Source organism: Glycomyces sp. NPDC050141 (assembly GCF_055586545.1).
Genome location: NZ_JBVJHZ010000013.1, coordinates 73,543 through 86,858, shown reverse-complemented (window position 1 = coordinate 86,858; position 13,316 = coordinate 73,543). Strand labels below are relative to the sequence as shown.

Sequence of the window (13,316 nt, the reverse complement as noted above, 5' to 3'; positions counted from 1 at the left end):
GTGTTCACTCGCCGGCTTCGGCCGCCAGCGCCAGGCGCCGTTCGCGGCGAAGGCGCTGCTGGGCGGGGTCCGCGACGGGGGCGGCCATCTGCAGCTTCTTCGTGTAGGGATGCTCGGGAGCCGTCGCAACCTGGTGCGCGTCGCCGATCTCGACGATGCGGCCCTGGTGCAGGACGGCGATGCGGTCGCTGACCTCGTGCACGACGCCGAGGTCGTGGCTGATGAACAGGTAGGCCACGCCCGTCTCGCGCTGGAGGTCCTTGAACAGCTCCAGCACCCGCGCCTGCGTAGTGACGTCGAGCGCGCTGGTCGGCTCGTCGCACACGATGACGGCCGGGTCGAGCGCGAGGGCCCGGGCGATCGCGATCCGCTGGCGCTGGCCGCCGGAGAACTCCTTCGGGTAGCGCCCGCCCGCGTCGGACGGCAGGCCGACCGAGTCGAGCAGTTCGCGGACCCGCTTCCTGCCGCCCTCGACGCCAGAGGCGGCGAGCGGCTCGGACAGGATGTCCGTGATTCGCATCGCCGGATTGAGCGACGAGTACGGGTCCTGGAACACCACTTGGATGTCACGGGCGACCTTGCGCCGCTTGGAACGCGGCACGTTGCTGATGGTCTGACCGCGGAAGGCGATCGAACCGGACGTGACGGGAGCGAGTCCGAGGACGGCGCGGCCGATGGTGGTCTTGCCGGAGCCGGACTCGCCGACGAGACTGAGGGTCTCACCCGCGCGCAGTTCGAAGGAGACGCCGTCGATGACGGTGGCCCCGCCCCGTGCGCCGCCGTAGCGGACGACGAGGTCTTCGACCTTGAGGATCGGTTCGGTCACGGTCACGCCTCCGCCAGTTCGACCTGGCGCGAGGACGCCAGGAGCTCTTTCGTGTACTCCTCTTTCGGCGACGCGAAGAGGGTGTCCACGTCGGCGCTCTCGACGATGCGGCCGTCCTTCATGACGCTCACGGTGTCGCACAGGTCGGCGACGACGCCGAGGTTGTGGGTCACCAGGATCATCGCCAGGCCCCGTTCGTCGCGCAGTTCCCGCAGCAGCTCCAGCACTTCGGCCTGCACGGTCACGTCCAGGGCCGTGGTCGGCTCGTCGGCGATGATGACCTCGGGGTCGGCGGCGACGGCGCCGCAGATGAGGACCCGCTGGGCCATGCCGCCGGAGATCTGGTGGGGGTAGAGCCGCCAGACCCGCTGCGGGTCCTTGATGCCGACCCGGTCGAGCAGCCCCAGCAGGTGCCGGTCGGCCTCTCGGCGGCTCATCGGCTTGACCGCTCGCAGCCCGTGCCGCAGTTGGGCGCCGATGGTGAAGGACGGGTCCAGGTTCGTCATGGGCTCCTGCGGGATGTAGGCGATCCGCCCGCCGCGTGCGCCGCGCATTCGGCCGCCGTCGGCGAGCAGATCCTCCCCGTCGAGCAGGACGCTGCCGCCGAGGACGACGGCCTCCTTGGGGAGGATGCCGAGGGTGGTGAACGCGAGCTGCGACTTGCCGGAGCCGGACTCGCCGACCAGGCCGCGGATCTCGCCGCGTTTCACGTCCAGGTCGACGCCGTGCACGACCTCGTTGACCGCTTCGCCGCCTTCGGGATAGGCGATGCGCACGCCGCGGATCGACAGCAGCGCCGTCGAATCCTCGGTGCGGGCCAGCCGTTCGGCCTGGGCTTCGCGGGCGAAGCGCCGCCGCCGCGACTGCTTGAGCCGCTTGTCGCCCGCTCCGGCCTGCAGCACGTCGCGCAGGGCGTTTCCCAGCAGCACGAGCGCGAGGATCGTGAGGCTGATGAGTAGCGCGGGCCAGACGACGCCGGGGCGGTTGTTGTAAATGTTGTCGAAGGAGTTCTGGAGGATGGCCCCCAGGGACGGCTGCGACGGGTCGCCGAGGCCGAGGAAGTCCAGGCCTGCCTGCATGGCGATGCCGCCCGCGAGGACGAAGGCGCTCTGGATGATCACCGGCGCCCGCACGGCCCACAGGACGTGGCGGCCGATGATGCGCGCGTCGCTCAGCCCGACGACCTTCGCGGCGTCCACATAGAGCTCTGAGCGGACGCCGACGACGACGGCCCGGACCAGCCGGAAGTACGTCGGTGCGACGATGAGGCCGTAGACGGCCATGGCTGCGGCGATGTTCGGGCCGATGATCGCGTACATGGCGATGAGCAGGACGATCCCGGGCATCGACATGATCACGTCGGACACGAAGTTGCCGACCGCTTCGATCCTGCCGCGGTAGAAGCCCGCCACGAGTCCGCCCGCCATGCCGATCACGACCGACACGGCGAGGACGATCACGCAGCCCAGCAGCGTGGGCCGGACGCCCCACATCATGCGCGAGAGCAGGTCCCGGCCGGTGGCGTCCGCGCCGAGCAGGTGGTCGCCGAAGGGCGCCGCGTTGACCGATGCGAGGTCGGTCGTGTTAGGGCTCATCGGGGCCAGCCACGGCGCGCCGAGCCCGAAGCCGACGACGAACAGCAGGAAGACGATGGCCGCCACCGCGATCGGGTTGGCGAGGAGCCGCCGGAGGCTGGACCTCCCGTTGCGGACCGGTCTGGCGTTCGGGTCGGCCACCACGGCGCTGCCGGAGGTGCTCATCCGAGCCTCGCTTTCGGGTTGAGGGCGGAGTTGGCCAGGTCGGCCAGGTAGTTCACGCACAGGACGATCAGGATCGTCACGGCCACCGCGCCCATCACCATGGGCACGTCGCCGAGCTGCGCCGACTGGTTCGCCATCTGGCCCATGCCGGGCAGCGCGAACACCTGCTCGATGAAGATGGCCCCGCCGAGGAGGCCGAGCGTCTGGAGGCTCAGGACCGTGAGGCCCGGCCCGGAGGCGTTGCGCAGGGCGTGGCGGAACAGGACCCGCGACTCCTTGACGCCGCGGGCCCGGAGCGTGCGGACGTAGTCCTGGGAGAGCGTGTCGATCATCGCGCCGCGGAACTGCACCGCGGCGTTCGCGACCGAGCCGATGAGCAGTGCGATCACCGGGAGCGTCACGGAGGCCGCCCAGGCGCCGAAGCCCTCGGTCTCCGGCGACGCGTATCCGGTGGCCGGGAAGATCCGCACCGAGACGGCGAGCCAGGAGACGAGCACGATCGCGACGATGAACCCCGGGATCGCAGCCCCGGTGACGGAGAGGAACTGCAGGACGCGGTCGAGCCAGCCGCCCCATTTCGCGGCGGCGACGCCCAGCAGCACCCCGATCACGAGCGTGAACACGAGGGTCAGGCCGATGAGCGCGAGCGTGACCGGCATCCGCGAGGCGAGCGCCTCGGACACGGACTGACCGGTGAAGAACGAGCGGCCGAGGTCGCCGGTGAACAGGCCGGTGAGCCAGTCCCAGTACTGCGCGAGCAGCGGCCGGTCGAGACCGAGCCGGACGACCTCCCGCTGGACGTCCGCCTCCGTGGCCCGGACCCCCAGGACCGCCCGCGCGATCCCGGAGCCGTTGCCGAACATCAGGCAGAACGCCCCGAAGGTGACGATAAGGAACACGGCCGCGGCGCGCACCAGGTGCTTGCACAGCCGCAGTGCGGCCGCGGCCTTCGGGTTTCGGCCCTTCGTCACTTGAAGTCCCGCAGGAGCGGGTGCAGGGCGGAGAGGTCGGAGACCTGGTCGATCTGCACGTCCGGGCTGTGCGCGTAGACGCCGTCCATGTTGGCCATCGGGACAAACCAGGCCTGCTCGGTGATGTAGCGGTTCATCTCCTGCTGGGCCGCGACCCGCTCCTCCTCGGTGCCGTTGACGATCTGCTCCCACAGGGCGTTGATCGTGGCGTCCTCCTGGTGGGAGACGTTCCAGATGCCGTCGGTCAGCAGGTAGTCCTGGACGTCCATGAGCGATTCGCCGAAGTTGCCGAGCTGCCACAGCGGCACCGGGTACTGGCCGCTCAGCAGTTCGCCGATGGCGTCGGGTCCGGACAGGTTGACCTGCTCCACGGTGATGTTCAGCAGGCTCAGCTGGTCGGCGACGTAGGGGATGAGCAGGTCGTGGTTCTGGCCCTCCATGTGCGGGATCTCGATGGTGAAGCCGTCCGCGTAGCCCGCGTCGGCCATGAGCTGCTTGGCGGCCTCCACGTCGTACGGGTACGGGTCGCCGAGGTCCTCGATGTAGGCGTCGGAGCCTTCCCTGAAGATCTGGTAGGCCGGGTCGGCGTGGCCCTGGTAGAGCTGCTCGGCGATGGCGTCGCGGTCGAAGACCATGTTGATGGCGCGGCGCACGTTCACGTCGCCGAGGGCCGGGACGGTCTCGCCGAGGTGGTCGGTCAGCAGTAGCCGGGTGGTCGTGCCGCGCATGATCTCCAGGTCCAGGCCGGAGGTCTCGGCCTCAGCGATGGAGGACTGGCCGATGAGGCTGCCGTCGATCTGGCCGGTCTTGAGGGCGTTGAGCGCGGCCGTCTCGCTCTCGAGGACCTTGATCTCGAGCCGCTGGTACGGGTAGTTCGCCGAGTCCCAGTGGTCCTCGTTCTTCTCGAAGACGTAGACCGAGCCGCGGGTGGTGGCCTCCTCGTCGAGGACGTACGGGCCGGAACCGATCGGCGACTCGTCCAGCTCACCCGAGGCGATCTTGGCGGGGGTGGTGATCTGCGGATCGCAGATGCGCTGGGCGATCAGGGGATTCGGCTCGGGCCAGGCGATGGAGATCGTCAACTCGTCGATGACCTCGAGGTCGAGGCCCGCATACCGAGCCGACTGTGCGGCGCCGGTGCTGATGTGCTCGAAGGTGGCCCTGACGGCCTCGGCGTCCACCGGCGTGCCGTCGGAGAACTCGACCCCTTCGCGGAGGGTGCCGGTGAAGGTCGTCTGGTCCTCGCTGAACTCCCAGGTCTCCACCAGGCTCGCCTCGGGCTCGCCGTTCTCGTCGCACTGCAGCAGGGTGTCCCAGACGGCGTCGGCCGCCCAACCCTGGTAAGGCGGCTGGTTGGAGGGGTCCCAGCCCTGGATGTCGGCGGTCATGCCGAGGGTGAGGACGCTCTTGTCCGCGCTGTCCTCGGCGGTCCCGCCGGTGCAGGCGGTGGCGGTGAGGGCAACCGCGATGGCGATGACCGGTGCTGAACGACTGAGTCGTGTGCGCCGCATGCTCGCTCCTTCTGGCAAGGGGAGGCATCCGTGCGGATGCCTGCCGAGCCACCGCTGAGCGGGACGCACCGACGGTCAGTCCGTGCTCGCCGGGCGAGCACGATCAGTCGTGCCAAGGTGCGGCCAACTACTCCGGTGGCCGTTTGTGCAACGTTATACGAAACAGGCTAGGCCGGGCTGCGGGCGTCGTCAAGCTTGTGCACCTTCGAACCGGTAACAGTTCCGCAACGAGGCCGAAGCGCGACCGGTGTCCGAGATCGGAGTGAATCAGCAGTTCAGAGGCACGACTAGGCGTGGGGCGGCGCGCTCGTCGCACGTTCTACGAGCCGCGGCGCGACGACGTAGTGGACCGGCTGCGTGCGGCCTTCGATGCGTTCGAGCAGGAGCCGGGCGCTGGTCGAGCCCGTCAGGGTGCCCGACTGGTCGACGGTGGTGAGGGCGACGCGGCCCAGCCCGGCGGCGTAGATGTCGTCGTAGCCGGTCACGGTCATGTCCTCGGGGATGCGCAGGCCGCGCTCCTCGACCGCGCGCATGAACCCGAGCGCGGCGATGTCGGCCCCGGCGAAGACCGCGGTCGGCAGCTCGGACCGGGCGAAGATCCGCTGCGCCGCCACGTATCCGCCCAGGTCGGCGTAGGCGGTCTCCACGATGTCGGGTTCGAGGCCGTGGCGCCGCATGGCCTCGGCGTAGCCGTCGCGGCGGGCCGTGTGCGACAGCACCGCCCGGCCCTCGAACTCGCCGGTGGGGTGGCTGATGTGGGCGATCCGCCGGTGGCCCAAGGCGACCAGGTGGTCGACCATGAGGCTGGCGCCGGTGTAGTCGTCGTCGACGACGGTGTCGAAGACCGCGGGCTGGCCGTGCCGGGCGACCACCACGACCGGCAGCTTCGAGGCGAGGTCCGCCAGCCATGCCTCGTCCATGTTGGGGGCGATGAGGATCAGCCCGTCGACCTGGCGGTCCACCAGCGCCTCGATGCTGCGCCGCTGCCGTTCGGGGGAGGCGCCGCCGGTCACCAGGATCTCCTGGAAGGGCGTCGCTTCCAGCCGCTCCGTGATGCCCGCGGCGATCTGCGGCTGGAAGTACGAGTCGAGTGAGACGAGCATGACGCCGACGGTGAAGGAGCGCCCCCGCATCGCGCGCGCGCCCGCGTGCGGGCGGTAGCCGAGGGTCGCAATGGCCGCGTTCACCTTGTCGCGCATCTGGTCGCTGACCCCGTACGCGCCGCGCACCACTTTGGAGACGGCCGAGACCGAGACCCCGGCCTCTGCGGCCACGTCCTGGATGGTCGCCCGGCGTTCGCCGTTCTGGCGGCCGTTGCCGTGGGGGGCCTTCTCGGGGGCGGCACTGCTTTTGGAGGCACTGTCGCGGGGGCCGCGCGGTGCCGGCGGCGTGGTGGTCATGCTGCCGCCCGGGGTGCGGCGGTGTGTACACGGTGCATGCGCTGATTGTACGCAAGCGCGTGCATCGTTCTCCGATCGAGCGCGCCACGGACTTGACGATCGCTCGGAACGCGGCCTAGCATTCGCTCGTAGAACGTTGCACAAGATCTGGAGTCACCCATGTCCAAGGCCGCCGCGCCGGAAGCCCCCCGTTTCGAGCACCGCTCCGGTGCTGCTCCCGTCCGCGGGATCGGTACGGGGACGCCACGGCTCTCGTGGACGGTCCCGAACGCCGAGGATGGTTACGAGCAGACGGCGTACGAAGTGGAGATCTCCCGCCGGGGCGGGGTCGAACGCCACCGAGTCGACGGCCCCGACAGCGTCCTGGTGCCTTGGCCCGCTGAGCCGCTCGGCTCCCGGCGGTCCGCGGCGGTGCGTGTGCGGGTCGCCCACGGCGCCGACTGGAGCGACTGGAGCGCGGCGTCGGTCGTGGAGGCCGGCCTGTTCGAAGCGTCCGACTGGACGGCGCGGTTCATCAGTCCGGTCGGCGTCGGCGGACTCGACGAACCCGCGCCGGTACTCACCGGTGCCATCGACGTGCCGGGGCAGATCGTCAAGGCCCGGCTCTACGCCACCGCCCACGGCGTGTACGAGGCCACGGTCAACGGCCGACGCGTCGGCGACCAGGTGCTCGCCCCGGGCTGGACCGCTTACCGCCACCGGCTGCGCTACCAGGCCTACGACGTGACGGACCTGGTCGAGCCCGGCGCGAACACCCTGGACGTCCTGCTCGGCAACGGCTGGCACCGCGGCAAGCTCGGCTTCTACGAGCAGCGCGCCCTCTACGGCGACCGCCTCGCCCTGCTCGCGCAGCTCGAAGTGACCACCGAGGACGGCACCGTCCACGTGCTGGCCACAGACGAGACCTGGACGGCCCGCGACAGCGGCGTCCTCGCCGACGACCTGTACGACGGCCAGCGCACCGACCTGAGGCGCGGCGGCGAGGTGCGGACCGGCGGCGTCGAAGTCCTCGAGACCGACCTCGCTAACCTGACCGCGCAGGACTCACCGCTCATCAAGCCAACCGAGACCATTGCGGCGCAGAAGGTCTGGGACTCGCCCTCCGGGAAGACCCTGGTCGACTTCGGGCAGAACGTGGTCGGCTGGGCGCGCCTGCGCGTCCGCGGCCTCACCTCGGGCGACGAGGTCGTCGTCCGCCACGCCGAAGTCCTCGAACACGACGAGCTGGGCGTCCGCCCGCTGCGCGCCGCCCGCGCCACCGACTCCTACCTGGTCGCAGGCGGCCCCGAGGAGACGCTGGAGCCGTCGCTGACCTTCCACGGCTTCCGCTACGCCGAGGTCACCGGCGTCCCCGGCCTGCACGCCGAGGACATCGAAGCCGTCGTGATCGGCTCCGACCTCGAACGCACCGGCTGGTTCGAATCGAGCCACGACCTGCTCGACCGCTTCCACGACAATGTCGTATGGGGCATGCGGGGCAACTTCGTGGACGTGCCCACCGACTGCCCGCAGCGCGACGAGCGCTTGGGCTGGACCGGCGACATCCAGGTGTTCGCCCCCACCGCCGCGTTCCTCTACGACAGCGCCGGATTCCTGGAGTCCTGGCTGGCCGACCTCGCCGCCGAACAGCACGCAGACGGCGCGATGCCGTTCGTCATCCCCGACATCCTCGAGATGCCCTCGCCCGCGACCGCAGCCTGGGGCGACGCCGCCACCCTCGTCCCCTGGACGGTGTACGAGCGCACCGGGGACCTCGGCCTGCTGGAGCGTCAGCTGCCGAGCATGACCGCGTGGGTCGACAAGATCGATGAGCTGGCCGGGCCGGACCGGCTGTGGTCCGGCGGCTTCCAGTTCGGCGACTGGCTGGACCCGACCGCGCCGCCCGAGGACCCCTTCCGCGCCAAGGCCGACAACGACGTTGTCGCCACCGCCCACTTCGCCCGCTCCGCCGAGGTCGTCTCCTTGGCCGCGCAGGCGCTCGGCCGCACCGCTGAAGCCGAGCGCTACGGCGCGCTCGCCGCTGAGGTCAAGGAGGCGTTCGCCGCCGCCTACGTCACCTCGGCCGGGCGCGTCATCTCCGACGCGCAGACGGTCTACGCGCTCGCGATCGTCTGGGACCTCCTGCCAGAGGAGAAACAGCGTGAGGAGGCCGGGCAGCGGCTGGCGGACCTGGTGCGCACCAACGGTTTCCGCATCGGCACCGGCTTCGTCGGCACCCCGCTGGTGACCGACGCGCTGACGGCGACCGGCCACGCCGAGACCGCCTACCGGCTGCTGCTCCAGACCGGCTGCCCGTCCTGGCTCTACCCGGTCACCATGGGCGCCACCACGATCTGGGAGCGCTGGGACTCGATGCTGCCCGACGGGTCGATCAACCCCGGCGAGATGACCTCGTTCAACCACTACGCGCTCGGCGCGGTGGCCGACTGGCTGCACCGCTCGGTCGCCGGACTCGCCCCGGGCGCGCCCGGCTACCGCGAGATCGAAGTCCGCCCGATCCCGACCGCCGCGCTCGACTCGGCCTCTGCCCGCCACCGCACACCTTACGGCGAGGCCCGCGTTGCCTGGCGGCGCGAAGAAGGCCGCTTCCACCTGGAGGTGCGCGTCCCCGTCGGCGCGACCGCCCGAGTCCATCTGCCCGGCGGAGCGGTCATCGAGGACGTCGGCCACGGCGAGCACCGCTGGGAGACCGCCGACCCGGTCCGCCCCGGCTCGATCGGCCCCGAGGCGAGCGTCCGCGACCTGTTCGACGACGCCGAGACCTGGAACGCGATCGTCGCCGCCGCGGTCGAATCCGGGCTCGCCCCCGGAGGCGAGACGTCGATCGCCAGCCTCCTCTCCCCGTACCTCGACCTGCCCGCCGCCGACCTGAGCCGGGCGCTCGTGTCGTTCGGGACCTCGAGTGAGGTCACGTTGTTCCAAAGCAAAGTGGACGCGATCCTCGCGTCCAGCCGGTCCTGACCCGGTAGCGAATCCTCCTACCCGTCAATGCGAAAGGACCACCATGATTTCCGAGACCTACCGAAACGCCGCTCTGCCGCCGGATGTCCGCGCCGATTTGCTGCTGCGCGAGATGACGATCCGCGAGAAGTGCGGCCAGCTCTCCTCCGTGTTCCCGTGGGACCTCATCAGCCCGGAAGGCGCCGACGCCGACGGCATCGCGGACCTCCTGGAGCACCCGCCCGGGCACGTCGCGGGCCTCTATCTCGACAGCCCGCGGCAGCTCGCCGACCGAGTCGCGACGATCCAGCGGCAGATGACCGAGCGGACCCGGCTCGGGATTCCGGCGATGATCCACACCGAGGCGCTGACCGGTTTCATCGTCGGCGGCCACATGGTCTTCCCGACCGGGACCGGCCTCGCCGCCGCCTGGAGCCCCGAACTGGTCGAGGACATGGCTGACTTGATCCGGCGGCAGATGCGCCGGCTTGGCTTCGTGCAAGCGCTCGCCCCGGTCATGGACGTCGCGCTCGACCCCCGGTGGGGCCGGGTCCACGAGACCTACGGCGAGGACCCGTATCTGGCGGCGGCGCTCAGCGTGGCCTACACCCGCGGACTCCAGGGCGAGGACCTCTCCGAGGGAGCCCTGGTGTGCGCCAAGCACTTCCTGGGTTACGCGAAGGCGGCGGGCGGGATCAACCTGTCCGCGTACGAGGGCGGACCCCGGCAATTGCGCGACGTGTTCGCCTACCCGTTCGAGGCCGCGATCCAACTCGCAGGCATGCGATCGGTGATGAACTCCTACGCCGACGTCGACGACATACCGGTGGGCGCCTCGACCGAGGTGCTCACGGACCTCCTGCGCGGCACGCTCGGCTTCGAGGGTTTCGTGTCCTCCGACTACGGCACCACCGAGCACCTGGTGGTGCGCCAGCGCGTGGCGGCAACGCCTGCCGAGGCCGGCCGCCTCGCGATCACCGCCGGGCTGGACGTCGAACTGCCGAAAGCCTATGGGTACGGCGACGTGCTCGCCCGCGAAGCCGAGGCGGGCCGGGTCGAGGTGCGCCACATCGACGACAGCGTGCGCAGAGTGCTGCGCGCCAAGTTCGAGACGGGTCTCTTCGAGAACCCCTACCCCTCCGAGCGCATCGACCTCGACGCCATCGCCGCCGAGGGCCGCGAAGAGTCGCGGCAACTGGCGCGCCGCGGGGTGGTGCTGGCGGCCAACGACGGCGTCCTGCCGCTCGCACCCGAACGGTTGACCGTGGCTGTGATCGGCCCGCACGCCGACGCCGCTCGCCTCCAGTTCCCCGGCTACACCTACCCCGGCTGGCGCGAGGCCACCGTCGAGATGGGCAAGGGCCAGCACACCAAGCAGGTCGGCATCGACCCCGGCATGGGTTCGTGGAACGCCGAGCTGATTCCGGAAGCGGACTCCGAGGAGTACGTCCACGCCGCATACGGCGCACTCTCGCTGTCCGAGGGGATCACCGAATTCGCCGAGGTGATCGTCGAACCCGGCTGCACCCTCACCATGCCGCTCGGGCAGGAGGCGATCGACCGGGCGGTCGAGGCAGCGCGCCGGGCCGACGTCGTCGTGCTCGCACTCGGCGGTGCGAGCCTGCTGTTCCACGGCGAGCGGACCGAGGGTGAAGGCAGTGACACGGCCGATATCGCGCTTCCACAGGTGCAGACCGACCTGGCCGAAGCCGTCGCGACCGCCGGGAAACCGATCGTCGCAGTGCTCTTCCAAGGCCGCGCTTACGCGCTGCCCCAGGTCGTTCGAGACGCCAGGGCGATCGTGATGGCCTCCTATGGGGGCCCGTTCGGCCCGAAGGCGGTCGCGGAGGTCCTGTTCGGGGCCGTGAACCCCAGCGGAAAGCTGCCGTACAGCATCCCCGACCACTCCGGCCAGGTCCCCGTCTATCACCACCAGAAGGCCGGCACCGGCTACCGCAACACGCTGCCTCCGGGCACGAACCGGCTCTACCTCGACATGGAGGCCACGCCGCAGTTCCCGTTCGGGCACGGACTGAGCTACACCGAGTTCGGCCTCTCCGAGCTGTCCTGCGACGCAGCGATCGACACGGCCGGGACTGCGGGCATCGGCGTCACGGTCGCCAACACCGGTCAGGTCGGCGGAGCCACGGTCGTCCAGCTCTACCTGCGGGTCAATGGCACCGGGGTCACCCGGCCCGCCCAGCAGCTCGGCGGCTTCCAGCGGATCGAGCTGGCGCCGGGGCAGTCCCGCCGGATCACCTTCCGCGTCAACGCGGCCCAGCTCGGCTGCACCGCCGCTGACCGCGACTTCGCGGTCGAACCGGCCCGCGTCGACTTCTTCCTCGGCCTGGACTCCGACGACCGGCGGCTCGAGGCTTCGTTCGAGGTGACCGGCGAGCGGCGGGTCCTCTCCAGCGCCGAACGGTCCTTCCTTTCCGAAAGCGTGGTCGAAAATGTCTGAGACGCCGATCATCCCGGGCTTCTACCCCGATCCGACCGTCTGCCGCGTCGGCGAGGACTACTTCCTGGCGAACTCGAGCTTCGAGTACTTCCCGGGAGCGCCGCTCTTTCACAGCCGCGACCTGTTGCACTGGAGCCAGATCGGGAACATTCTCGACCGGCGCTCCCAGTTCCGTCGTGGCGACGCCCTGCCTTCCAAGGGGATCTACGGCTCGACGCTGCGCCACCACGGCGGCCGGTTCTGGTTCGTCACGACGAACGCCAGCGACTTCGAGTCCGGGCAGCTCATCGTCAGCGCCGAGGACCCTGCCGGATCCTGGAGCGACCCGGTGTTCGTGCCCGAAGCGGTCGGCATCGACCCGGACCTGTGCTGGGACGGCGACGACTGCTATCTGACGTGGAGGGCCACCCGCTTCGACGGCATTGGCGACGCGATCATGCAGGGCCGCTTGGACCTCGAGACGGGGAAGTTCATCGGAGAGCCGTACCCGGTGTGGCAGGGGACCGGCCTCATGATGGCCCCCGAAGGGCCGCACCTGTACCGCATCGGCGACCACTGGTACCTGCTGCTCGCCGAGGGCGGCACCGAACGCGGCCACAGCGTCACCGTCGCGCGCGGCCCGCATCCGAGCGGGCCGTTCGAGGCGTGCCCGGGCAATCCGATCCTCTCCCGCCGCAGCACCGCCCACCCGGTCCAGAGCGTCGGCCACGCCGACCTGGTGGAGACCCCGGCAGGGGACTGGGCCGCCGTCCACCTGGGCGTGCGTCCGCGCGGCTTCACGCCGAACTTCCATGTGCTGGGCCGGGAGTCGTTCCTGGCGGGCATCGACTGGGTCGACGGCTGGCCGGTCTTCACCGAGGACCGGTTCGACGTGCCCGCGGCCGACACCGGATTCACCGACGAGTTCGCCGGACCGGACCTGCACGCGCGCTGGGTCGTGCCCGGCGGTGAGGCCGAGTCATTCGCACAGCTCCACCCGGATGGGGGCCTTGCGCTCTCGGCCGCCTCGGAGCTGCTGTGCGCCCGGGTGCGTGACCTGGCATGGCGGGCCGAGGCCGACTTCACCGGCTCCGGGCGTCTCCTGCTGCGCATGGACGACCACCACTGGTACGGCCTGGCGTTCGAGGCCGGTCGCATCAGGGCGACCGCGCGGATCGGATACCTAGAGTCCGAACTGGGCACCGCGTCGGCCTCGGGCGACACGGTGAGACTCCGGATCGAAGCCCTGCCAGCAGGTCATGAGGCCCTGGCGAACCAGGGGCCGGACGAGATCGCGTTGTCCTTCCACGACGGCGAGCACTTCCGGGAGCTCGCCCGACTCGACGGCCGCTATCTCTCCACAGAGGTCGCAGCCGGATTCACCGGCCGGATGCTGGGCATCGGCGCCTCGTCGGCCCCCTCTCGGGTCCTTTCAGTCTCATACGCGCCCATCCGCTGAACAGGAGCA

The 13,316-nt window shown here is 70.4% G+C and carries 8 protein-coding genes; 3 read left to right on the top strand and 5 right to left on the bottom strand.

Translation table 11 applies throughout. The annotated features are described in order from the left end of the window. Window positions 1-4 precede the first annotated feature (4 nt). From ACZ60M_RS10605 to ACZ60M_RS10585, 5 genes are all read right to left on the bottom strand, one after another. Window positions 5-826 (bottom strand): ATP-binding cassette domain-containing protein, encoded by an 822-nt coding sequence (locus ACZ60M_RS10605; RefSeq protein ID WP_465416823.1) that lies wholly within the window; start codon window positions 824-826, stop codon window positions 5-7. Between the two features lie 2 nt (window positions 827-828). Beyond that, complete coding sequence (locus ACZ60M_RS10600) at window positions 829-2,586, bottom strand: dipeptide/oligopeptide/nickel ABC transporter permease/ATP-binding protein (protein ID WP_465416821.1); 1,758 nt, start codon at window positions 2,584-2,586, stop codon at window positions 829-831. Next, window positions 2,583-3,557 carry an ABC transporter permease gene (locus tag ACZ60M_RS10595; protein ID WP_465416819.1) on the bottom strand — a complete coding sequence of 325 codons (975 nt, stop codon included), beginning with the start codon at window positions 3,555-3,557 and terminating at the stop codon, window positions 2,583-2,585. Before ACZ60M_RS10595 ends, ACZ60M_RS10600 begins: the two co-directional genes overlap by 4 nt. Then, window positions 3,554-5,068: an ABC transporter substrate-binding protein gene (locus tag ACZ60M_RS10590; RefSeq protein WP_465416817.1), complete on the bottom strand. Its 1,515-nt coding sequence runs from the start codon at window positions 5,066-5,068 to the stop codon at window positions 3,554-3,556. The genes ACZ60M_RS10595 and ACZ60M_RS10590 overlap by 4 nt, the downstream gene beginning before the upstream one ends. A 287-nt stretch (window positions 5,069-5,355) precedes the next feature. Then, on the bottom strand, window positions 5,356-6,468 hold the full coding sequence (locus ACZ60M_RS10585) for a LacI family DNA-binding transcriptional regulator (protein ID WP_465416815.1): 1,113 nt from the start codon (window positions 6,466-6,468) through the stop codon (window positions 5,356-5,358). 159 nt (window positions 6,469-6,627) lie between these two features. Here ACZ60M_RS10585 and ACZ60M_RS10580 point away from each other — a divergent pair, with 159 nt between their 5' ends. Genes ACZ60M_RS10580 through ACZ60M_RS10570 form a run of 3 tightly spaced genes read left to right on the top strand, consistent with a single transcriptional unit; the run spans window position 6,628 to window position 13,307 of the window. Then, a complete protein-coding gene (locus ACZ60M_RS10580; protein ID WP_465416813.1) occupies window positions 6,628-9,429 on the top strand; it encodes a family 78 glycoside hydrolase catalytic domain in 2,802 nt (933 codons plus the stop codon). Between the two features lie 43 nt (window positions 9,430-9,472). After that, entirely contained in the window at window positions 9,473-11,869 is a 2,397-nt protein-coding gene (locus tag ACZ60M_RS10575; RefSeq protein ID WP_465416811.1) for a glycoside hydrolase family 3 N-terminal domain-containing protein, read from the top strand. Further along, window positions 11,862-13,307 (top strand): glycoside hydrolase family 43 protein, encoded by a 1,446-nt coding sequence (locus tag ACZ60M_RS10570; protein ID WP_465416809.1) that lies wholly within the window; start codon window positions 11,862-11,864, stop codon window positions 13,305-13,307. The genes ACZ60M_RS10575 and ACZ60M_RS10570 overlap by 8 nt, the downstream gene beginning before the upstream one ends. Window positions 13,308-13,316 lie beyond the last annotated feature (9 nt).

What these genes read in the sequence shown, in the direction of transcription:
- ACZ60M_RS10585 (WP_465416815.1), bottom strand. Translation starts at nt 6,468, where the DNA reads ATGACCACCACGCCGCCGGCACCGCGCGGCCCCCGCGACAGTGCCTCC.
- ACZ60M_RS10570 (WP_465416809.1), top strand. Translation starts at nt 11,862, where the DNA reads ATGTCTGAGACGCCGATCATCCCGGGCTTCTACCCCGATCCGACCGTC.
- ACZ60M_RS10590 (WP_465416817.1), bottom strand. Translation starts at nt 5,068, where the DNA reads ATGCGGCGCACACGACTCAGTCGTTCAGCACCGGTCATCGCCATCGCG.
- ACZ60M_RS10580 (WP_465416813.1), top strand. Translation starts at nt 6,628, where the DNA reads ATGTCCAAGGCCGCCGCGCCGGAAGCCCCCCGTTTCGAGCACCGCTCC.
- ACZ60M_RS10575 (WP_465416811.1), top strand. Translation starts at nt 9,473, where the DNA reads ATGATTTCCGAGACCTACCGAAACGCCGCTCTGCCGCCGGATGTCCGC.
- ACZ60M_RS10600 (WP_465416821.1), bottom strand. Translation starts at nt 2,586, where the DNA reads ATGAGCACCTCCGGCAGCGCCGTGGTGGCCGACCCGAACGCCAGACCG.